This window comes from Roseovarius sp. EL26 (assembly GCF_900327775.1).
In the GTDB taxonomy this organism is placed as follows: Bacteria; Pseudomonadota; Alphaproteobacteria; order Rhodobacterales; family Rhodobacteraceae; genus Roseovarius.
In genome coordinates, this window is the sequence record NZ_OUMZ01000004.1 from 37,085 (window position 1) to 56,781 (window position 19,697).

At 53.6% G+C, this 19,697-nt stretch carries 21 protein-coding genes and 4 pseudogenes; 16 read left to right on the forward strand and 9 right to left on the reverse strand.

Features of this window, described 5'->3' with window-relative positions; genetic code table 11:
• Position 1: 1 nt before the first annotated feature.
• Entirely contained in the window at positions 2 to 256 is a 255-nt protein-coding gene (locus D9A02_RS19380) for a hypothetical protein (RefSeq protein ID WP_254054517.1), read from the reverse strand.
• On the opposite strand from D9A02_RS19380, the pseudogene D9A02_RS01850 reads away from it, so the two are divergent.
• Positions 161 to 806: pseudogene (locus D9A02_RS01850) on the forward strand (IS6 family transposase). The gene D9A02_RS19380 and the pseudogene D9A02_RS01850 overlap by 96 nt on opposite strands.
• A gap of 23 nt (positions 807 to 829) precedes the next feature.
• Here D9A02_RS01850 and D9A02_RS01855 read toward each other — a convergent pair.
• On the reverse strand, positions 830 to 1,537 hold the full coding sequence (locus D9A02_RS01855; RefSeq protein ID WP_216824933.1) for a TetR/AcrR family transcriptional regulator: 708 nt from the start codon (positions 1,535 to 1,537) through the stop codon (positions 830 to 832).
• Between the two features lie 46 nt (positions 1,538 to 1,583).
• Between D9A02_RS01855 and D9A02_RS01860 the strand changes: the two genes are divergently transcribed.
• From D9A02_RS01860 to D9A02_RS19395, 8 genes and pseudogenes are all read left to right on the forward strand, one after another.
• Positions 1,584 to 2,435, forward strand: coding sequence for a hypothetical protein (locus D9A02_RS01860; RefSeq protein WP_120499284.1), 852 nt, complete (start codon positions 1,584 to 1,586; stop codon positions 2,433 to 2,435).
• 477 nt (positions 2,436 to 2,912) lie between these two features.
• On the forward strand, positions 2,913 to 4,022 hold the full coding sequence (locus D9A02_RS01870) for a DDE-type integrase/transposase/recombinase (RefSeq protein WP_120499286.1): 1,110 nt from the start codon (positions 2,913 to 2,915) through the stop codon (positions 4,020 to 4,022).
• Complete coding sequence (locus D9A02_RS01875; RefSeq protein ID WP_162932930.1) at positions 3,982 to 4,395, forward strand: Mu transposase C-terminal domain-containing protein; 414 nt, start codon at positions 3,982 to 3,984, stop codon at positions 4,393 to 4,395. The genes D9A02_RS01870 and D9A02_RS01875 overlap by 41 nt, the downstream gene beginning before the upstream one ends.
• Positions 4,373 to 4,954, forward strand: a complete 582-nt coding sequence (locus D9A02_RS01880; protein WP_254054511.1) for a TniB family NTP-binding protein — start codon at positions 4,373 to 4,375, stop codon at positions 4,952 to 4,954. Before D9A02_RS01875 ends, D9A02_RS01880 begins: the two co-directional genes overlap by 23 nt.
• Positions 4,955 to 5,002: 48 nt before the next feature.
• Positions 5,003 to 5,230, forward strand: a complete 228-nt coding sequence (locus tag D9A02_RS19385) for a hypothetical protein (protein WP_254054512.1) — start codon at positions 5,003 to 5,005, stop codon at positions 5,228 to 5,230.
• A pseudogene (locus D9A02_RS19550) lies at positions 5,164 to 5,574 on the forward strand (TniQ family protein); the annotation flags it as partial. The gene D9A02_RS19385 and the pseudogene D9A02_RS19550, both read left to right, overlap by 67 nt.
• 168 nt (positions 5,575 to 5,742) lie before the next feature.
• The gene (locus tag D9A02_RS19390; RefSeq protein ID WP_254054513.1) at positions 5,743 to 6,225 is read left to right on the forward strand and encodes a hypothetical protein; all 483 of its coding nucleotides are present in this window, start codon (positions 5,743 to 5,745) and stop codon (positions 6,223 to 6,225) included.
• Positions 6,226 to 6,246: 21 nt separating this feature from the next.
• Positions 6,247 to 6,577 (forward strand): annotated as a pseudogene (locus D9A02_RS19395) (IS6 family transposase); the annotation flags it as partial.
• Between the two features lie 402 nt (positions 6,578 to 6,979).
• Here the strand turns inward: D9A02_RS19395 and D9A02_RS01895 are convergent.
• Positions 6,980 to 7,264, reverse strand: coding sequence for a hypothetical protein (locus D9A02_RS01895; RefSeq protein WP_120499289.1), 285 nt, complete (start codon positions 7,262 to 7,264; stop codon positions 6,980 to 6,982).
• Between the two features lie 11 nt (positions 7,265 to 7,275).
• A complete protein-coding gene (locus tag D9A02_RS01900) occupies positions 7,276 to 7,614 on the reverse strand; it encodes a type II toxin-antitoxin system Phd/YefM family antitoxin (protein ID WP_120499304.1) in 339 nt (112 codons plus the stop codon).
• A 246-nt stretch (positions 7,615 to 7,860) separates the two neighbouring features.
• On the opposite strand from D9A02_RS01900, the gene D9A02_RS01905 reads away from it, so the two are divergent.
• On the forward strand, positions 7,861 to 9,240 hold the full coding sequence (locus D9A02_RS01905) for an ISNCY family transposase (RefSeq protein WP_120499290.1): 1,380 nt from the start codon (positions 7,861 to 7,863) through the stop codon (positions 9,238 to 9,240).
• Positions 9,241 to 9,443: 203 nt separating this feature from the next.
• On the opposite strand, the gene D9A02_RS01910 is transcribed toward D9A02_RS01905, so the two are convergent.
• The 3 genes from D9A02_RS01910 to D9A02_RS01920 all read right to left on the reverse strand — a co-directional run bounded on the left by D9A02_RS01910 (position 9,444) and on the right by D9A02_RS01920 (position 12,152).
• Positions 9,444 to 10,355, reverse strand: coding sequence for an NAD(P)-dependent oxidoreductase (locus tag D9A02_RS01910; RefSeq protein WP_120499291.1), 912 nt, complete (start codon positions 10,353 to 10,355; stop codon positions 9,444 to 9,446).
• Between the two features lie 535 nt (positions 10,356 to 10,890).
• Complete coding sequence (locus D9A02_RS01915) at positions 10,891 to 11,226, reverse strand: hypothetical protein (RefSeq protein ID WP_120499292.1); 336 nt, start codon at positions 11,224 to 11,226, stop codon at positions 10,891 to 10,893.
• The gene (locus D9A02_RS01920; RefSeq protein WP_120499293.1) at positions 11,223 to 12,152 is read right to left on the reverse strand and encodes a LysR family transcriptional regulator; all 930 of its coding nucleotides are present in this window, start codon (positions 12,150 to 12,152) and stop codon (positions 11,223 to 11,225) included. Before D9A02_RS01920 ends, D9A02_RS01915 begins: the two co-directional genes overlap by 4 nt.
• A gap of 108 nt (positions 12,153 to 12,260) precedes the next feature.
• Between D9A02_RS01920 and D9A02_RS01925 the strand changes: the two genes are divergently transcribed.
• From D9A02_RS01925 to D9A02_RS01945, 5 genes and pseudogenes are all read left to right on the forward strand, one after another.
• On the forward strand, positions 12,261 to 13,259 hold the full coding sequence (locus tag D9A02_RS01925; protein WP_120499294.1) for a TRAP transporter substrate-binding protein: 999 nt from the start codon (positions 12,261 to 12,263) through the stop codon (positions 13,257 to 13,259).
• Between the two features lie 89 nt (positions 13,260 to 13,348).
• The gene (locus D9A02_RS01930) at positions 13,349 to 13,831 is read left to right on the forward strand and encodes a TRAP transporter small permease (protein WP_120499295.1); all 483 of its coding nucleotides are present in this window, start codon (positions 13,349 to 13,351) and stop codon (positions 13,829 to 13,831) included.
• On the forward strand, positions 13,828 to 15,222 hold the full coding sequence (locus D9A02_RS01935) for a TRAP transporter large permease (protein ID WP_254054514.1): 1,395 nt from the start codon (positions 13,828 to 13,830) through the stop codon (positions 15,220 to 15,222). Before D9A02_RS01930 ends, D9A02_RS01935 begins: the two co-directional genes overlap by 4 nt.
• A 30-nt stretch (positions 15,223 to 15,252) precedes the next feature.
• Positions 15,253 to 16,857: an amidohydrolase family protein gene (locus D9A02_RS01940; protein WP_120499296.1), complete on the forward strand. Its 1,605-nt coding sequence runs from the start codon at positions 15,253 to 15,255 to the stop codon at positions 16,855 to 16,857.
• 83 nt (positions 16,858 to 16,940) lie between these two features.
• Positions 16,941 to 17,054 (forward strand): annotated as a pseudogene (locus D9A02_RS01945) (D-cysteine desulfhydrase); the annotation flags it as partial.
• A gap of 159 nt (positions 17,055 to 17,213) precedes the next feature.
• Here D9A02_RS01945 and D9A02_RS01950 read toward each other — a convergent pair.
• Together D9A02_RS01950 and D9A02_RS01955 are read right to left on the reverse strand one after the other, a co-directional pair.
• Positions 17,214 to 18,302, reverse strand: a complete 1,089-nt coding sequence (locus tag D9A02_RS01950) for a Hint domain-containing protein (protein WP_254054515.1) — start codon at positions 18,300 to 18,302, stop codon at positions 17,214 to 17,216.
• Positions 18,295 to 18,876, reverse strand: a complete 582-nt coding sequence (locus tag D9A02_RS01955) for a recombinase family protein (protein ID WP_120499298.1) — start codon at positions 18,874 to 18,876, stop codon at positions 18,295 to 18,297. The genes D9A02_RS01950 and D9A02_RS01955 overlap by 8 nt, the downstream gene beginning before the upstream one ends.
• A 175-nt stretch (positions 18,877 to 19,051) precedes the next feature.
• On the opposite strand from D9A02_RS01955, the gene D9A02_RS01960 reads away from it, so the two are divergent.
• On the forward strand, positions 19,052 to 19,697 hold a 646-nt coding region (locus D9A02_RS01960; RefSeq protein WP_120499299.1), incomplete at its 3' end, for an IS6 family transposase.

Consider the following 19,697-nt stretch of genomic DNA (forward strand, 5'->3'; position numbering starts at 1 on the left):
ACTAGACCTTGATGAATAACAAGGCAGCTTTTCCGGTTCTGTCGCAAAGTTTTGGCGGTTGGTCGGACAGGTTCGAGCGTGGTAGGTGTGGGGTTTTGAGTTTGAACGCGAGCAACCAACCGTGACGATTGATTTCAAAGGGAGCCATTTCCCCAAAAGCGTGATCTTGTACGCTGTGTTTTTCTACGTGCGCTACGGCGTCTCTTATCGCGACCTGGAAGAAATCATGGCCGAACGTGGCGTTGAAATCGATCATTCAACCTTGAACCGCTGGGTGGTGAAGTTCTCACCACTGATTGCTGCCAATGCTCAGTCCAGAAAGAAGTCAACAGCCGTCTCTTGGCGGATGGATAGACCTATGTTAAAGTTCGGGGCAAGTGGACCTATTTGTACCGCGCTGTTGATCGTGACGGGCAAACTCTTGATTTCATGCTGTCAGAGCACCGCGATACTGCCGCTGCGCGAAGGTTCTTCAAGCGGGCGGTTGACACAAACGGTGTTCCAGGTCGTATTGTGATCGGCAAGAGTGGCGCCAATTTGGCCGGCCTGCAAAGTCTCAATGTCATCCTCAAATTCACAGGAGTTGGTCGGATCATCGGTATCGTTCAATCCAAGTACCTCAACAATATCGTTGAGCAGGATCATCGCTTGATCAAACGGATTACACGGCCAATGCTCGGTTTCAAGGCGTTCCATTCTGCGGCGGCAACGATAGCCGGGTCGAAGTTGCCCACATGATCCGAAAAGGCCAGTTGGCCCAAACAGGCACCTCGGCATTCAAGCAGTTCGCCACCCTCGCGGGATAATTGTGCCCGCCGCCAACATCTCTTTAACCTGACGAAATATTTGCGACAGATCCAACTTCAGTGAAGCATGCAGAAAGGGCATCCGTGATTTCTTGATCACTAGGACGTCCCTGAAAAACCGTTTCATATATGGGGTCCGACGCTACTAACGCCAAGCCAGCCGTTTGGGCCGTCAGGTGCAGAAAGACTGCGCGGGTAGCCCCGTCACGTCGCCAACCATCTGCTTGGGCCTTTGCTATGGTTTGCTCATGCAGTTGAGCATATGAATTGAGCTGACTTCGAAGAGAGTCGTCGGCGTGACGCATCACATCTTGATTTCTAATAAGCATATGATGCGCAGGGTTTAGCGTTGCCCAAGTCACATATCCTTTCGCCATTTCCTGCAACTTCTCCAGATTGGTCAAATCGCTGCGACCTACGTGCTTCGAAGCCGAACCCAAAAGAGAATCAACGCCGTGCTGAGCGATGGCTGTCAAAAGCGCGGATCGTGATGGAAAGTGCCTCATTGGGGCACTATGACTGACCCCTATTTCCCGGGCCAGACCTCGTAGGCTAAGCGCTTCGACGCCTTTTTTCTCGATGGTTGCAATTGCTTTTTTTATCAACTCTTCGCGCAAATTTCCATGATGGTAGCCTGAAGATGAATTTGGTTTACCGCCCATGTTGACACCGCCCATACTGATTTCTATGTTGTCAGTGTAAACATAATTCAACACCTCTTCAGTGTCCATCTGAGCTGAAACCAATCGTAAGCACAGACAAAAGAAAGTTTGTCATATGACCTCATTGCAAATGCCCTTGGCGCGTGAATTTGGCTGGGATCTAAAGCCGACCACTTCGTCTGCGTTTGAGATTCACAAACGTGACAATGGACAGTTCTGTGTTGTTCTAAATCACTCACTATTAAGGGGCGTTCGCGCAGAGATGGTCCACTGGTGGTTCTTGAACTTTCCCAATTTGCGCGTGCGGTTGCTCGACATCACAGCATACGAAGACCAAGTAGTACCGGGATACCATCTATGGCATCCCATTGATCATCTCAGCGCCACGCTAACCGGTGATCTGGGGCCGGGCCAAACCGCAAAAACCGGGTGTTCGATACATATTCAGGAAGCTATGCAGTACGATGTCTACGGTTGGAAGTATCCCGTGGATACACAGCTTAGGGTCTTTTATGTGGGCGACGATGGCTGGGCCATGGGCAAAGTGTTGCCGTTTGTCGGTCCGATCACGATGCTGCGGGTACATTTTAAGGATGTTTTTGAGGGATCAGAGCATCTGGGCGTTCACTATCATTATGAAGTTGTGATCGGAGCGGGTGGCAGTGGGCTTGTTTCGAAGCTGATCAACAAAAAGATAGCAGACACGGCCGGACCAGATTTTTTTGATGCTTGGCAACGCCACAATGTGATTGAGGTAGGAACTTTCGAGAACTTTCTACCGGTACTCTACGCCCAGAGGGAGAACCTACAGAATTTAGAGTACGCCAAAGACATGAATCCAATGGCCAACATCACTACGTCGCAAAACGCTTTTGACAACGATCTCTTCAAACAGCGACTTGAAGGTTATAGGCAAGCTGATCGGGCAAGCAGCTATCAACAGTTCAACAAAGCAAGTTTCATTTGACTTGTGTACGAATGCTTGCGGCTGAATTACGGTGATGCCCATTGTTATCCAATGCCAAGTCGGGTGCGCGATCCGATAGCATCTTCTGCTGTCGTGGTCACCTTATTCATAAGACTCTCGGTTGATTTTTGCGTTTGATTTCAGGCCTTCGCACTGCGACCCTTGCTTGCAAGTTGCTGACTATTGCGCGTGGGCAATCCAACGAAAGTGGGAGAAAGATGACAGTAGATCGTATGATCTGATAAGCCACATGATCACCAGAGAATACGATCTCTGGAGCCATGGGTCTAAACTTTACTATTAGTTTGCAGCCCGCCATGTCGGCGATCTTGGCTATCACGAGGAGGCCCAGGGGCCGATCACCAAGCAAGGACTGCTAGGACAGTATATATCATCAAGTTGCTAATGATTCAAGAATCCTTCTTGATGGCTAGTTAAGTATATAGGCCCCTTTCTAAGAGTACCGCATGGCGCCTATTGAGCCTTTTGCGTGAGAACGACGGTCGCGCAAGTGCATTGCTGCCCAATCGCAGCGGACCGAAGCGTGGGTCGCTTCGTCTTTCCCAACAAGTAGAGGATTTGATCGACCGTGTTTTGCGCGATCGGTATCTTGTGCTGGAAAGACCGAGCTTCAGACGGATCGTCGGAGAGATACGCGCTGAATGTAGCGCTAAAGGATTTCAACCTCCATCCCGACCGACCATCAAAGCCCGGCTTGATGCGATGGATCAGCGTGAGGTGCTGCGGAAACGGAAGGGCGCGAAAGCAGCGAGGCAGGTATTCGAGGCGAGGGCAGGGGGCTTGGATGTGGAGCGCCCTTTGGGGATTGTCCAGATCGACCACACCTTGGCCGATATCATTCTTGTAGACCAGACGGACCGCAAACCGTTAGCACGTCCCTGGTTGACGCTTGCGGTTGATATCGCAACCCGGGTCGTACTGGGTGTTTACGTCAGTTTTGACGCACCATCGGTTCTATCCATTGGTCTGTGTTTAGATCATTGCGTACGGCCGAAGTCGACCCGCACGCCAGAGTCGCTGGAACCGTTGTATTGGTCGGCATCGGGTATCCCGCAGGCCATTCACGTTGACAATGGGCGAGACTTTCGTAGCGCCGCCTTCCAGTCTGCTTGCGCTGATTGGGGTATCTTGGTCGAGTACAGACCACCTGGTCGCGTGCATTATGGTGGCCATATTGAGCGCCTAATTGGGACGACCATGGGTGCGGTTCATGTGCTTCCGGGAACAACTCAGTCCTCGCCAAAAGACAAAGGCGAATATGACAGCACCGGCAAAGCTGTAATGACGCTTGAGGAATTCGAGGACTGGCTGCATCTGGAGATATGCCGCTATCACAATACCCGGCACGGTGGGTTGGGGCGGACGCCGTTAGCCGCCTGGGCCGATCTCGGCGGTGATGACGCTGGCAGACAAGTCGTGGACACGGATGCGTTTCGGATCAGTTTCCTTCCCTCCGAACGTCGGCAGTTGGCGCGAACCGGGGTCAGTTTTTTCGGTAGGCTATTGGAGCGACGCATTCGGGCCGATGATCGGTCGCGGGGCAGGGAAGGTTACTGTCAAGTATGACCCCCGAGATATGTCGCAAATTTGGGTTGCCACAGATGACAGGCGCGCCATTGCTGCGCGCTATAAAGACTTGTCACGGCCCCGGATTTCTCTTTGGGAATCGCGGCGCGCCAGAGCAATTTTTCACGAGCTGCATGGCGGAACAATCCCGGAGGCGATGCTGTTTCGGATTGTTGAAGAACAACGCCGTATCGCGCACGCGGCCCGGCAACAAACGTTGACTGCCCGGCTGGAAGGTGAACGCAAAGCAAGGCTACCGAGCGATAAGCCAAAGCGTGATCCCGCCCGCGAGATGTTCGCGATCGATACCAGAAACCCCGACCTTCCCACTTACCCAATAGATGATTTTGATGGATATAAACCAAAGAATTGACCTCATCCGCAGTGATCGTTGGATCGCATTCGACCGCGCAGCTATTGTTCTCAACAGATTGATTTCCCTGATGGAAATGCCTCGGCAATCCCGGATGCCAGGGCTCATGGTCTATGGCAGTTCCGGAATCGGCAAGACCATGGTCGCAAAGCGAATGGAGAGCCTGTACCCGTCTCAATATGCATCTGACATTTGTGTCACACGAACGCCAATCTTATTGCTGCAGGCACCGCCCGCACCAGATGAACGACGGTTCTATCAGCACATTCTCGCGTCGATTGGTGCGCCGATGTGGGGCAGACACACTGTGTCCGAACTGGAGGTTCGCGCCCTAAGCCATCTGCGCGACATGGACCTCAAGATGATCATGATTGACGAGGTTCATAACTTGCTGGCAGGCAGCTATCGGGAACAGCGGCGCTTCCTGAACATGCTCCGTTTCCTCGCCAACGATCTGTGCGCATCGCTTGTTGTGTTCGGCGTCAACGAGGCCGTTGATGCCATTCGCGGTGACGAGCAGCTCGCTCAGCGATTGGATGAACATTTCCTGCCGCTCTAGGAAGACGACGTTGAGTTTTCACGTCTTGTCCAGACTCTGATCTCAGCCATGCAGTTGGAACGCGGATCAGGTCTCAACGTCCAATCACTCCGAACGATCCTGGGTGTGACAGGCGGCATCACGTCACGCGTGTTCACGATGATCAAGGCGTTGGCCATCGAGGCGATCGAGACAGGTGAGGAACGGATTACTGATGAGGCCGTCCAAGCATGGCAGCCTGTCTGGGCCAAGCACAGTTGGAACATCCGGCGCAAACCATTGCCGGCGTTTCAGTGAATCTGCGACCGCTGCCGAAGCGCCCGGCTCCGCTTCGAGATGAATTGCTATCGAGTTGGACCGCCCGTCTCGCTAGAGCCAATCATTGTTCGGTGCCAGAGCTCTGCGGGTATCTGGGATTTGGTAGTGAACATCCGCCGGAAACTTCGGTTGAACTGGCAGGTGCAAATATCGAACGTTTTGGTGCGATAACACAGCTTTCATCGCGTGATCTAGACAACATGCTGCTAGCACGCGTGCAATTCCCCTTCGAATGTATGTCTTGGTCAGATTTTCAATATTGTCCGACTTGTACCAATAAGACGCCTGGAATTGCATTGCGTCATTGGCGCTTCGCGTGGTCACTAAACTGCGAGATATGTGGTTCAGAATTGCGGCCTGTCCGAAGGGAACGAAGCACTGGCAGCGTCGTGTCTTCGCGTCAGAGGGTCCGGGCCTTTGAGGGTGTCCAATATCTGAAGCAAGTATATCATTTTGGGAACCGTCGTGATTTTCGGCGAGTGCGCAGGACTATGCAGGTTGCCGAGGTCCTTGAACCAAGGCTTCGCCGCGGTGCGCTCTTTTCTCAAAATCACCAAGACCGATATGCAATGCTCGCAGCTTTGGGGCTGGGAAAGTCGCGACCAATGCTTGCGACGGCACTCATCATGCGTAGCGATACGAAGGTCGTGAACAGGCTGCGTTCTGCTTTCCCCTTTCAACGAAAACTGCTGGAGCGACTTGTTTGTTTCGCTGCCAGCATACCTAATCAACAAGTTGAAGTTAGTAATAAACGGTCCGGTCGGCTCCTATGGCAAACATCCATTAACCCGGTCAAAGCGGGGCCCGAATATCTGGCGGCGGCAAGACAAGCGATCATTCAGCTCGGTGAAGCTGCGGAGCGTGGTGAACTACTTCGATGTGCTGAAAGCATACTTAGGAATGCACGCCAGCAACCTGAGGATATCTCACGAATAGCATTACCAAACATGGAAAATATTCCACCAACCCAGTAGAGTCCGAAGAATAGCGTTACCACGACACGTGATCTCGAAGAGATTATGGCCAAACGTGGCGTGGATTTGGATCATGCGACGCTCAATCGCTGGGTCGAGAAATATGTCGGCGCGATTGCCGAAGAAGCACACCGTCGGAAAACACCAACTGGCCATTCATGGCGCATGGATGAAACATATGTGAAGGTAAAAGGCCGCTAAACATACCTGTATTGCGCAATCGACAAGGAAGGGAAAACCCTTGATTTCATGCTGTCGGAGTCCAAACTCGGCGGAACACACGGGCTGCCAAACGGTTCATATACAGATTGGCGGCCGTTGGGGCAAGCCGCGCGTCATAGTGACAGATAAATTCCGCAGCTACGGCGCGGCAATTCGCAAGCTTGAGATGGGTGTGGATCGCCGCGCACAAGGGATTGAACAATCGTATCGAAGGGTCACACAGGCTGACGCGGAAACGAGAAAAGATACAGGGGAGGTTCAAATCGGCCCGTCAGATGCAAAGGCTCCTCACAGTTCACGACGAAACTGCCAACCTTTTCCGCCCCTGTCGCCACAAACTCACCACCTCAGACTACCGACATACACGAGCCGCGGCTTTCGAACATTGGAATGGCTGCGCCAAAGAACTGGCTGCCTGATGCGACTTTAATGCCCCGTTTGTTGCACAGAATATAAACCTGACAATGCCCTCAAGAGCATTGCGTAAACGTTAGGTGAATCGAGAATCGCTAACCCTGTTAGCAAATATTTATTAACGCCAGTCTTGTCCTGGGGCGATCATTTCCAGCACGTGCACCTCATTTTTAGAGGCGTGATACTCGTAGAGAAAAGTGTATTTATCAACAACCATCATACGCACATTCCCTTGAAACCTGCTTCCACCTTCGGGAAGGGTAGAAAGAGTCTGAACAAGGCGCATCTGAATTCTCTCGAGAAACCTGATCACCGTCGGGATATCGCTAGGATCTACGTAGTCAATCAGCAGCGTAATTGCAGCATCAACGTCCGGGCCAAATATAACGCTTGCAGATTTCATATTTGATCGCGTCAGGAAATACGGGCCATTGCACGTTCGCGCAAACGATCAAAATAATCATCATCCGCGACAGCGCCACGACCTTCAGAAATCGCTTGCCGGCTGACCTCAAGGCGTTTATTCAGATCAATCTGCGCCATCACAGCTTCAATCACATTCAAACGTCCGGCCTCCACGTCATCCTTCAATGAATCAGCTAAAACTCCATTCGCCAGCGCGTGGATATCCTCCATGGAAAACATCGCTGCAATCTCGCGGTTATTTTTTGTAACAGCGACTGGTTCACGGTGAGCTGCTTCGAGAAAGCGGCCAAAGGAGTTCTTCGCCTCTACGGCAGTCATCGTTTTCATCACCATCAGTCCATTGCTAGAAGTTTACATTAGCCATTATAGCTTTTTCAGTTAGTATTGCAACTTTACATGAAAACCGTTTCCGGAGAGACAATACCAACCGATTCTAAAGGTAGAGTTAGAAAAATTTAACATAATAAATCTTATGCGACGCAAACTTGTGTAGCCGCAAAGCTAAAATGTCACCCATCTGCAATTCAGGAATGTCACTCTCGCACTCAACGATAACAGGCAGAGAGATTGGGCATGGGATGGGTGATTATGAGCGAGCGCGAGCTGAACCGCGTGGAAGTGTTGGCACAGGTCGGTGATGATCGGTTGAGCGTCGACAATGCAGCAAATATGCTGGAGTTGACGCGTCGACAGATTTTCAGGCTATTAAAGCGATACCGCCAAGATGGTGCATCGGCGATCCGGCACAAAGCACGCGGCAAACCTCCAAACAACCGCATTCATCATGCCAGGCGAGATTATGCGCTGAGCCTGATTAAAGAGAACTATGCGGATTTCGGGCCGACCTTGGCAGCAGAGATGCTGGCTGAGCATCACGGCTTCAAAGTCTCACGCGAGACCGTCCGCAAATGGATGCAGGCAGACGGTCTCTGGCTATCACGTAAACAACGCCGGACATTTCATCAGCCGCGCTTGCGCCGGGAATGCTATGGCGAGTTGATCCAGATCGACGGATCAGATCATCGTTGGTTTGAGGATCGCGCTGATCCATGCACCCTTCTCGTCTTCATCGATGATGCAACCAGTACGTTAATGGAACTGCGGTTCGTAGAATCGGAGAGCACATTTACCTATTTTGAGGCTTTGGAAAGCTACCTGCTGAAGCATGGCCGCCCAGTTGCATTTTATAGCGACAAACACTCAGTGTTCAGAGTCTCCAAACCGAGCGAACACATGTCGGGCATGACGCAGTTCGGGCGAGCTCTAACCGAACTGAACATCGAGATCATCTGCGCCAATTCCTCCCAGGCGAAAGGCCGTGTCGAACGCGCGAATCGCACATTGCAAGACCGCTTGGTGAAAGAGCTACGCATCGCAGGCATTTCCAACATGGAAGATGGCAATGCGTTTCTTGGTGGGTTCGTCGAACGCTACAACGCTAAGTTTGCAAAGGCTCCGGCCAAACCAGACAATCTATACCGGGCCTTGAATATCGAGCCGGACCGGCTTGCGGAAGTCTTCTGCCTACGCGACAAACGCTATGTCAGCAAGGATTTGACGTTGAAGTACGACCGCAAGCGCATCCGGTTGGAAGTCAACGAACTGACGCGCAGTTTGGTCGGCAAATATGTCGATGTCTATGAGATGCCGGATGGGCGCATCCAGGTCCATGCAAAGGGCGTCGCCCTGCCCTGCAGCATATTCGATCCGCATCAACAGCGCGTGACGCACGCAGCAATCACTGAGAACAAGCGTCTCAGTGCGGTTCTGGCGCATATCAAAGAAGAACAGGAGAAGGCAGCGCCACCGCCAAAGGTTAAACCTGTCAGTGCAAAGAACGGCTACAAAAAGACCGGGCGCCGCCCCCCAGGACGACCTTCAAAGATGGAAGCCTACTACGAGAGACGGCTCGCTGAGCGAGCGGCCGAGGCAGCTGCAGCCGGTAAAAGCTGACTGTCGCGTGATGCTGACCAATGGCGGGATTGCGGGCAAAGTGAGCATTTGCGCCAATGTCCGTCTTCATGTTTGCCTGACCGTTCGTCCTGTGGAACTCAACATCACAAGATCTTCTCAGTAGTAATAACGGCAAGTGGAAGAACGACCTGTTGCAGTGCAAGCCATGTAGCACCGTTCAAAGCACTTCCTTTGCATTCGTCTTACTTTTCCCAGTGTGGCACCCAATTCCTCTCCAGGCGCAGCGAGACACCGGCTGCGTCTTCCTCAAGCTTTACAACGTGAAGTTCACCCTTGTCGTCGCCATATGTCTTTCTGGCTTTTTCGAACTGTTCACAGACCAGCCGGGTTGCTGGTGCCAAAGTGCCCGCATCGTCGCAGGCTTCGACAATCAGCCCAAGATCCTTCTGGCAAAGATCCAGCGTGAAGGACGGGTCATAATGCCCTGCAAAAACCGAGGGCGCATCATGGTGCATACACCAGCTTTCGCTTGCGCCGATCTTCAGGGCCTCCCAGGCGCGTGACAGATCAACGCCGGATTTCACCGCCATCACCAAAGCTTCACCCATTGCCGTGGCATGGATGGCCCAAAGCTGATTGCTGGCCAGCTTGGTGACCTGCCCGTTGCCGTTGGGGCCCATGTAATGCAGCGGACCCATCAACTCCATAACAGGGCGAATGCGTTCAACAGTATCTGCATCGCCACCGGCAAATTGCGGCATGTTGCCCGTGCGGGCACCATCCACAGCCCCCGAGACGGGTGCATCGACCACCTGCGCGCCCGTCTGCATGATCTCATCTGCCAATGCTCGGGCCAGAGCCGGTTGGTTGGTCGTCATATCAACCCAGACCTGTCCTTCCCCCATGACTGAGGCCAAACCGTTAGCTCCGCGGACAATCGCTTCGATTTGCTTTGGCCCAAAAACCATGGTGAACACAATGCCCGCACCCTGAACGGCATCGCGTGGTGTCTCGGCCCAGGTGGCCCCGAGTTCCAGATGTTCCTTGGCGCGGGCCTTATCGAGATCACAAACCTGCAGATCATGACCACCTCTGATCAAATTCAGCGCGGCTGCGCCACCCATAGTCCCAAGTCCGATAAAGCCGATGCGCATCTGAGTTTCCTTGTGTCAATTTCAAGCTGTGTGTTTTGAATCGGCTATAAGGGTAAATGTGATGAGTGCAACCACTGCACGCAATTGGGCGCGAACTAACTTGCCAACTTCGGATGAGTTGCCGTTCATGCCAGGCGCAGCATCCCGAACTAAGGGCTCCATTGCTGGTCTTCTCTACATTTCACACGAGCGTCTGCCTCCCTAACCCCCGCAAAGCCAGCCAGGGCTGCGATAGTTGAGGTCTCCGCCCTGTCAGGCTTTGCTACCGTTAGCGCTTTCGGTGACATTCCTGCTTTGCACAACCAGTGACATTTCTACTTGGTTGCAACAAGCTCACACGAGAGACCGGTGTCCCGCCGAGCCAATGGAGGCAAGGCATGCAGCCACCGTCGAATGTAACTTGGATTTCCGAAGCGAGCAAAGGTGGTTGATCTGCCACGCATCTGGACAAAGACCCTTGGCGACGCTCAGTAGATTTTGTCATGTTTCTGGTGAAAGCCCGAGGAGCAGACATTCGCGTGTGGCGCGGCATTGGTCAAAGTGGGCTCAGAGCCGCCCAATGCTCGCGCGGCAACGCCGTTGCAATAGGCCGCTCAGGATCGGTCATCCGGTGATCGGGCCAAGTCTTTGATCTTGTGTCATGTTGCTCAGCGCGCGGTCGTTGGCAAATCAGAAGCCACAGTTTGTGCTTCAGGCAGCGAAATTTGACTGCGAGCCCAATCTGACCGGTGCTGTAAGATGTACGAAGTGACAAGAAGGCACAAAAGCCGACATTGGCGTCTTCGCTATCGGCCCGTTTCCGACCTAGATCTGCTGGTTCGACGCTATCAGGCGGCTCTCGCAATATCTGTCCTTGCAAGCCTTGGTTCAATCATTATTGTCCAAATGGTCGGTCGGACCCGCCGACGCTTCCAATTCGTGTCGTAGCAGGAATTCTGAAAACACCCCCATAGCGCCCTCGACGGAACCGGATTTCCAGAACGCGACTGTCTGAAGCTCTTCGGCAGCGTCTTCGATTGGAATAACAACCAATCCGGGACCCATTGAATTTCGAACGCTGTCTGTCAGGATCGTGACACCCATGCCGGCTGATACCAGGCCTAAGATTCCTGAGGTATTGAAAGCCTCTTGTACGATTCGCGGCGCAAAACCCGATCGTCGACAAAGCGGCAACAGGTAGGAATAGAACTGCTCCCAGTCCCTTGACGAGCCGTGGACGAAATCTTCCTTGGAGAGCTCCTCAAGCCGAACCGCCTCACGCCTAGCCAGAGGGTGGCTTTCGTAGAACACGCAAACGAAACGCTCGGAAGACACCAGGCATTGTTCGTAGCCCGAACGGTTGATGGGGCCGGTGACGAAGCCTACATCCAGCGCACCAGCGTCCAGTTTTTGCAGTTGAGAAACTGTGACGTCATGATGCGGCTGCAATATGATGTTGGGCTGTTCATCCTGAAACTTCTTAAGCAGGGCTGGCAGTTTGCCTGCGATAGCCACGTCGGTGTAGCCAATGCGAAGCAATCCGAGCTTGCCCTGGTGCACCAGCTGCGTTTTTTCAATCGCGGTTTCAACTGAATTGATAACTTCCCTGCAACTGGCAAGAAATGTCTCACCGGCGGGGGTGATCTGAACGCTACGGTTGGTACGGGAAAAAAGCACGACACCAAGTTCATTTTCAAGGTGCTGAATCGCCCTGCTCAGTGCAGGCTGCGCAATCCCGAGCCGCTCGGCCGCGCGGCGGAAATGAAGCTCCTCTGCGACGGCAATCAGGTAGCGGATATGTCTAAGGCCTATTCGCATGATGCTCCTTCGGCATCAATTGGTACCTAAATAATATTGGATGGGCAACTACATCTTCGACATAGTGAGAGAAAACAAGCCCACCCCGCCACCAACCTGGAGATCCCAATGAAACTTCTGAAAACACTTGCGGGCGCTGCATCCTGCGCTGCATTCGCTTTGACCGCGCAGTCCGCATTTGCGGGCGACGTTGTCATCAACCTCGGCTACGCTACCGCTGAAACCAGTTCGTACGGCCCAATTGCCACAAAGTTCGAAGAGCTTGTTGAAGAATACACCGACGGCAGCGTCGATGTGAAAATCCGGTGCTGCGCGCAGCTGACTAGCGAGGACGAAGCCTTCAAGGCTATGCAGCTCGGCACTGTCGATATGTACATCATCACGATGAACAACGTGTCACCTCACTTCCCACTGATGGATGCGTTTGTGCTGCCATATATTTTCCAGAGCAAGGATCACGCCTACAAGGTGCTGGAAGGCGAAGTGGGTCAGGGTTTTGCCAATCAGTTGCAGGAAGCAACTGGCGTGCACCTTCTGACCTATGGTGTGGTTGGCGACCGGGACTTCTTTAACTCTCGCAACCCGATCACGTCGATGTCCGACATGGAAGGCATGAAAATCCGTGTTCCCAAGAACCAGGTCATGCTGGACACGTTCACCGCCTTCGGGGCCGCTCCTATCCCGCTACCATGGGCAGATACGCCAACAGCCCTGCAGACCCGCACCGTTGATGGCGGCGATGCAGGTACGCCATTTGTAAAATCGCAGAAGTTCTATGAATTCATGCCACATTTCACGGCACTTGAGCACTTCAGCTTTTTCTCGCCTCTCTTTGCCAGCGACCGGATCATGAACAAGCTGGACGATGCACAACGCGAAGCAGTGCTGCGGGCGGCTGCCGAAGCAGGCGTTTATCAGAAAGAGATTGTTTCGGCTCAGGTTGAAGAAATCCGCACTTTCCTGATCACCGAAGGCGGTATGGAAACGGCTGAAGTCGATAAAGCCGACTTTATCGCGGCCGGTCTGTCGGTTCAGGACCAATACGCGAAAGAAGGTAGCGACGAGTTCAACGCCCTGCTGGCCGCGATCCGCGCAGCTGCCGAATAAGGCTGATTGCGACGACCGAAAAGAGGCCCGTGGGCAGGTGTCTACAGGCCCCTTTTGTCAACAAGGTTTGGTGCCCGAAGGAGGCGGAAATGCTTTCCAAGATTGATGAACACTTTGAAGAAGTGCTCTGTGCAATATTTCTTTCCGTCATTGTCGGCTCAGTGCTGATGCAGGTGGTGTTGCGATTTGTATTCCACTCCGCCGCCGCATGGGCAGAAGAGACTGCCGTATATGGCATGATCTTTGCGGTCTACCTCGGCGCCACAATGGCGACGCGGGAGCGTGCGCATATCCGCATAACGCTTTTGCTCAATCGTCTACCCAAATCACTGCAGGTAACCTGTGTGGTGGTTGCCGACGCGCTATGGCTGGGTTTCGTGATTTTCATGATCGTACAGACGCTGAACTACACGCAACTTTTGTTCAACGTCACCTACCAAACCCCCGGTTTGGGAATTGAACAACGGTGGGTTCAGATGTTCGTTCCAATGTTCTTTTGTCTGATGCTGTTCCGAATTCTCCAGGTCTACTGGCGCTGGGGCAAAGACAAATTCGAGGGGCTGCCGTTATGACAGAGCTAACTAAAAAACGTACTTCCGGAGGATTTCCGACGGCTGCTGTCGTTCTGGCGGCTCTGATCCTTGGCCTGATTATGGCTGTTGTAAGCGGGGCAAACGGTCCGATCATCATGGCCGTGGTCTTTGTCCTTGCAATGGCGATCGGAGTGCCGATCCCGTTTGCCGCCGGGCTTGCCACTGTCGCCGGGCTTTATATCGCGGACATTCCCATGACCTTGATGGCGCAGGCCGCGTGGACAGCGTTTGAGCCTTTCCCGCTTGTGACCATTCCGCTTTTCGTTCTGGCCGGTCAGTTGATGGAACAGGGCGGGATGTCGGAAAAGCTGGTCAACATCGCGCAGAAACTTGTCGGGGCTTATAAAGGCGGTATCGGGCTTGTGACGGTTGTGGCCTGTATGTTTTTTGCCGCCCTGTCGGGCTCGGGCCCTGCGACCACAGCGGCCATTGGATCGATCACCATCCCTGCTATGCAGGAAGAAGGCTATCCCTCACGATTTGCCGGGGCAATTGCCGCCGCAGCTGGCGCTCTAGGAAGCATGATCCCACCGTCCAACCTTTTGATCATCTTTGCACTTGTGACGGATGTGTCGATTCCGCGCTTGTTCCTTGCCGGTATTGTGCCGGGAATCGTGCTGGGCGTAATGCTGATGGCCGTGGTCTTCGTGATCTCGGTGAAAAACGGCTATGGCGGCACTGGCGAACGCTTCCGTTGGAGGCCGCTACTCGAGGCCTTCTGGGAAGGTAAATGGGCTGTGATGGCACCGGTGATCATTTTGGGCGGCATCTATGCCGGGATCTTCACCCCATCCGAGGCAGCAGGCGTCGCCGTGGCCTATGGTCTGTTCGTGGGCATGTTCATCTACAAGGGACTGACCCGGGCTAAACTGTTCCACGCATTCAAGTTCACCGCCATTGTGATCGGCACTGTTTTATTCATTCTGGGATCAACCAAGGCCTTTGGTCAGCTTGTGACGCTTTTCGACATTCCCGAAGCCGTGCTTGGCCTGTTTCAGGGGCTGGTTGAATTCCCGTGGTTGGTGCTGCTGCTGATCGGGATTTTCTACATCATCGTCGGCATGTGGCTGGAGAGCATCCCTCAGATTATCATCTTTACCGCAGTGTTCTTTCCACTAGTCACCAACCTGGGCGTGGACCCGGTGGTGTTCGGAATCTTCACGGTGATGACCTGCGAGATAGGCTTCCTGACACCCCCGGTCGGGGTGAACCTTTTTGTCGCCGCACGGATCAGCAAAATTTCAATCGAAGAGATATCAGTAGGCGTTTTGCCACTGCTCATACCCTATGTGGCGATGATCCTGCTGCTGGTCTTCTTCACCGGCTGGGTCACCTTCTTACCAGACCTTGTTTACGGTCCGATGAGGTAATCCGCTTCGGCGAAACAGGAAAGATGTAAGATGTTTGACATGATCCTAAAGGGTGGCGACGTACATGACGGCACCGGAGCTGAGAGTTTTGTCGGAGACGTAGCGATACGGGATGGCATGATTGTTGAGATCGCGCCCGAAATCCCGACCGATGGGGCGGCCGAGGTGATCGACGTTTCTGGCCTTGTTGTCGCGCCCGGTTTTGTCGATATGCACACGCATTCCGATTTCACCCTGATCGCGGATGGGCGCGCCGAAAGCCAGGTGCATCAGGGCGTAACCACCGAGGTGATCGGCCAGTGCGGGATAAGCTGTGCACCGGTGGTGTCGCATGGCGCAATCCGCGACGTGTCACCATGGTATGTTGACGAGGCGGAACACCCGAACTGGCTGGGTTTCGGGGAATACCTTGATGCACTTGATGAAAGTGCCTTGGGCGTCAACGTGATGGCCTTTGTCGGCCACGGCACCATTCACCGCGCGATCCTAGGCGATGAGCTGCACGCAGGCGAACCTGATGAGGTTGCAGCAATGGCCAGGCTGGTCGATCAATGCATGGAGGAAGGTGCCGGCGGATTTTCGTCGGGTTTGGAATACTTCCCCGGAAGCCTCTCCGCACCGGAACACCTGGTGCCGATGGTTGAGGTCGCACAGAAACACGGTCGGCTCTATGCCACCCATGTGCGCAACCGCGACACCCATTACGATCTGGGCTTTGCCGAAGCGATCTCGACCGCCCGACAGGCTGGTGCGCGGCTGCAGATCAGCCATATCCAACCGAAATTTGGCGCGCCGGATTATGCGACCGAGCATACGCTGGAGATGATCGAGACGGCCCGACATTTCGACATGGACATCTCTTTTGACGTGATCCCGCATGACTGGAACAACACGCTGATGGTGGCGATCCTGCCGAAATGGGCGCAGGCCGGCGGCGTGGACGACATTTTGAAACGGCTCGCCAATCCCAGGGATCGCGAGCGGATCAAGGCCAATCCACAGCCGATGTGGCTGATTGTGAAAGCAGAGAAATGGGACGACATCGTTCTGCTTAACGCCAAGGTGAACAACGATATCGTCGGCGCGGATTTCGCCGAGATTGGCCGCATGCGCAATTGCCACCCCTATGACGCGGTGCTCGACATTCTGCTTGAGGAAGGTGAACACATGTTGTCTTGCATGTGGGCATCAAAAAGCTTTCGTAACAACGATATCGACCTGTGCCTGCACCAACCCGAATGCGCCGTGATCTCGGACACTGTGGCGATTGCCAATGATGGTGTGCTGAAAGACCAGCTTGGTTCGCTTTCCGGCTACGGTTGGGCGGCGCGGTTTTTACAGCATTACGTGCGTGACCGTGGTGTGCTGACCCTGGCCCAGGCACTCGCGAAGATCACCTCGATCCCCGCCGCGCGGCTTGGACTGAAGAAACGCGGGCAGCTGAAACCGGGCTATCACGCAGATATCTGCGTTTTCGATCAGGCCAACATCGCCTCCAACGCCACTGCCCGCAACCCGCGCCGCTATGCCAGCGGTATCGCGCATGTATTGGTGAACGGTCAGCTGTCTATGTGCGACGGTCGGCGCACCCCGGTCAATGGCGGGCGGGTCCTGCGAGAGTTCCATTCAGGATAGGCGTTCCGCCACAGCAGCAGCGACACCTCCTCAAAGCGGACCTAAGCCGCACCTCCACGAACACTCAAAACAAGGATTCCGAAATGCATCTCTCCCGCTTCCCCCGCCTGCACCTGGCGCATTTGCCCACCCCGCTTGAACCGATGGAACGGCTTTCGAGAGAGCTTGGCATCGAGATCTGGATCAAGCGCGACGATTGGCATTGTCCGCAAACTGGCCCAACCGCCCCGAACGTGCACAGGTGGGGGTTATGAGGAACACAAAGAGAACGCGCTAATTTTCACCCCTTCGTTGCTCGCTGTTTGAACTGAAAAGATGCGGACAAAGCCAGCTTTCGCTGCAATAGTGGCCAAAATTCAGAACATTTGTGAACACTTGTTTTTCTGGCTTATGCAGGGCCTGCAGTTCTTCAAATGCCTAGCGATGAGCTGTTTTTGGCCTTTCCCAGACGGGATGAACCGGGCCGATTTGGGTCGGTAGTCCAGCTTTTTAACTTCAGGGAAGATGGAGAGAATTTCCTGACAGGCTTCCGGGCTGATTGATTTCAATGCTTCCGGGCCGGTGAACAAGCTTTCGGTTGGGGTTCCTTCGGCATAGATGATTTCATGTTGGTCAAAGAGTAGGTGAATGTACTCGACGCTTTGGACAATTTCGTCCACGAAAATACCAGGCAGTTCCGTTAGTTTTATTGCTGGAATTAGAACTTCAAACTTGCCGAACATGCGCTTTGCGATTTTGGATTGGAGCAACATGCGATGTTGGCGTGAAACCAGCACATCACGTTCTGGAAGCCCTTGTCCTAAAGCTCCTGCCATGATCCGGACAGGTCGAAGCTTTGGGTTGCTATCCAGCTGTTCTGCTGTGTATTTGCGTCGCCCAATCCAGCGGATTGGCTGGAGTGCCCTGTCTTTCGTCAAGACAACGTCACCGTGTGTCAGTTGGCCGATTTCCTGAGTTCCGCCAGGTACGGCAATCATAGTTCCACTTGTGAAGCAAGGTACCGATCCCGGCGTTGGGTTAGTCTGAAGCGTGTAGGAGGAACCATCTGTGGATTCTAGTGACGAGCCACTTCCGGCGCCGCCGATTTCTGTCGACGTCAGACCATTAGCCGGGCCTTCGGTAGCAGTTACGGCAGCGGCAGTATCGGTAAATGATACGAACGAAAACACGGTCCCGTCACTGCTGTCTGAAAGAGATACCGCGTTGGAAAGGGCGAGACCATTGAAGGTTCCAGAAGAAGATGTATCGATGACATATACGTCTTTTCCGGCGATTGTCGTAGGCGTGATACCGACGAGCGTGTTCGTGGAGCGAATAGTTCCATCAGAAAAATAGATGGTAATTTCGAGATCGGATATGTCGGTACCGGCGTCGACGGCCACTTCTATGAAATCCAGAGACGCACCGCCTAAATATTTCAGCTCTGAAAAGTATGGGTCAGGCATTGGCTGCTTCCTCATTACAGTTGGCGGAAGCGGAGTTATTTAGCGCCCGATATACGGTCATCCTTGAAACGCCGAGATCGCGCGCAACCTGGGCTTTTGGAACCCCGAGTTCGACACGTCTTTGGATTTCCGCATCGTCGACCGTTTTTTGCCTCCCCTTGTAGACGCCCTTACCTTTGGCCGCCTCAATCCCGGCACGCTGTCTGTCACGAATGAACTTGAGTTCCATGTCGGCGACCATGCCGAGAACGGTGATGACCATCCGGCCCATGTCCCCGGCGGTGGTGACTTCAGGTTCGAGCATTAGGAGCGATGCGCCTTTGGCATCCAGTTCATGGACCAGGTTCAGCACATCGCGGGTGGATCGGCCGAGACGATCCAGACGATGCACGACCAGTTCGTCACCGTCACGCAAGAACTCCATCACTGTCGCCAATTCAGAGCGATCATCACGGGAAGCACCAGAAACGGTTTCTGAGCGGATGACTTCACAGCCAGCCGCCTTCAGCTTGGCTTTCTGAATGTCGAGGTCCTGGCTTGATGAGCTGACGCGGGCATATCCAATCTTGGCCATAGGTTCCTGTCACATTTGAGTGGGGTTATTGCCTGATTTGTATCAATATCCGTATTGCACCCTTTTGTGACAGAATTAGGGCGACGTTTGTGTCACATTAAATCGTCAGATTGGTGTGCACCCTTGGCATCGTCAACTTGTTGACCTGTGGCCGACACATACGTAGCCCACTCCGATGATTTGTACGATCTCCCCATCCCGCCTGAAGGGTCACCGCTTCCCAACTTCTATCATTTCCTACGCGGTCTGGGCCTACCATCGCTTTGCTCTCAGCTTGCGGGATGTTGAGGATCTGCTCGCTGAACGAGGTATTACCGTCAGCTACGAAACGATCCGCGCGTGGGTTAAAAAACTCGGYCCTGGAATCGCGAAACGGATCCGCGCAAGCCGCAATCGGTCCAGCGATAAATGGCATCTCGACGAAGTAGTCATCATGATCCGGGGTGTGAAACACTGGCTTTGGCGTGCAGTGGACAGCAACGGTCAAACCCTTGATATTCTGGTCCAAACTCGGCGCAATACACGGGCTGCTAAACGGTTCATCTCCAGATTAATGGCCCGCTGGGGCGAGCCCCGCGTTATTGTGACAGACAAACTCCGCAGCTACGGTGCGGCTCTACGCAAGCTTGAGTTGGATGTGGAGCATCGGGCGCACAAGGGATTGAACAATCGTATAGAAGGGTCGCACAGACCGACGCGGAAACGAGAAAAGATACAGGGCAGGTTCAAGTCAGCTCGTCAGGCCCAGAGATTCCTCTCCGTCCATGATGAAACCGCTAACCTGTTCCGTCCATACCGCCACAAGATGACTGCCTCAACCT

Excerpts from the sequence above, each read along its gene's own strand:
- D9A02_RS19380 (WP_254054517.1), bottom strand. The coding sequence starts at position 256 with ATGATCGATTTCAACGCCACGTTCGGCCATGATTTCTTCCAGGTCGCG.
- D9A02_RS01855 (WP_216824933.1), bottom strand. The coding sequence starts at position 1,537 with ATGGACACTGAAGAGGTGTTGAATTATGTTTACACTGACAACATAGAA.
- D9A02_RS01860 (WP_120499284.1), top strand. The coding sequence starts at position 1,584 with ATGACCTCATTGCAAATGCCCTTGGCGCGTGAATTTGGCTGGGATCTA.
- D9A02_RS01875 (WP_162932930.1), top strand. The coding sequence starts at position 3,982 with ATGATCGGTCGCGGGGCAGGGAAGGTTACTGTCAAGTATGACCCCCGA.
- D9A02_RS01880 (WP_254054511.1), top strand. The coding sequence starts at position 4,373 with ATGGATATAAACCAAAGAATTGACCTCATCCGCAGTGATCGTTGGATC.
- D9A02_RS19385 (WP_254054512.1), top strand. The coding sequence starts at position 5,003 with ATGCAGTTGGAACGCGGATCAGGTCTCAACGTCCAATCACTCCGAACG.
- D9A02_RS19390 (WP_254054513.1), top strand. The coding sequence starts at position 5,743 with ATGCAGGTTGCCGAGGTCCTTGAACCAAGGCTTCGCCGCGGTGCGCTC.
- D9A02_RS01895 (WP_120499289.1), bottom strand. The coding sequence starts at position 7,264 with ATGAAATCTGCAAGCGTTATATTTGGCCCGGACGTTGATGCTGCAATT.
- D9A02_RS01900 (WP_120499304.1), bottom strand. The coding sequence starts at position 7,614 with ATGAAAACGATGACTGCCGTAGAGGCGAAGAACTCCTTTGGCCGCTTT.
- D9A02_RS01905 (WP_120499290.1), top strand. The coding sequence starts at position 7,861 with ATGGGATGGGTGATTATGAGCGAGCGCGAGCTGAACCGCGTGGAAGTG.
- D9A02_RS01910 (WP_120499291.1), bottom strand. The coding sequence starts at position 10,355 with ATGCGCATCGGCTTTATCGGACTTGGGACTATGGGTGGCGCAGCCGCG.
- D9A02_RS01920 (WP_120499293.1), bottom strand. The coding sequence starts at position 12,152 with ATGCGAATAGGCCTTAGACATATCCGCTACCTGATTGCCGTCGCAGAG.
- D9A02_RS01925 (WP_120499294.1), top strand. The coding sequence starts at position 12,261 with ATGAAACTTCTGAAAACACTTGCGGGCGCTGCATCCTGCGCTGCATTC.
- D9A02_RS01930 (WP_120499295.1), top strand. The coding sequence starts at position 13,349 with ATGCTTTCCAAGATTGATGAACACTTTGAAGAAGTGCTCTGTGCAATA.
- D9A02_RS01935 (WP_254054514.1), top strand. The coding sequence starts at position 13,828 with ATGACAGAGCTAACTAAAAAACGTACTTCCGGAGGATTTCCGACGGCT.
- D9A02_RS01940 (WP_120499296.1), top strand. The coding sequence starts at position 15,253 with ATGTTTGACATGATCCTAAAGGGTGGCGACGTACATGACGGCACCGGA.
- D9A02_RS01950 (WP_254054515.1), bottom strand. The coding sequence starts at position 18,302 with ATGCCTGACCCATACTTTTCAGAGCTGAAATATTTAGGCGGTGCGTCT.
- D9A02_RS01955 (WP_120499298.1), bottom strand. The coding sequence starts at position 18,876 with ATGGCCAAGATTGGATATGCCCGCGTCAGCTCATCAAGCCAGGACCTC.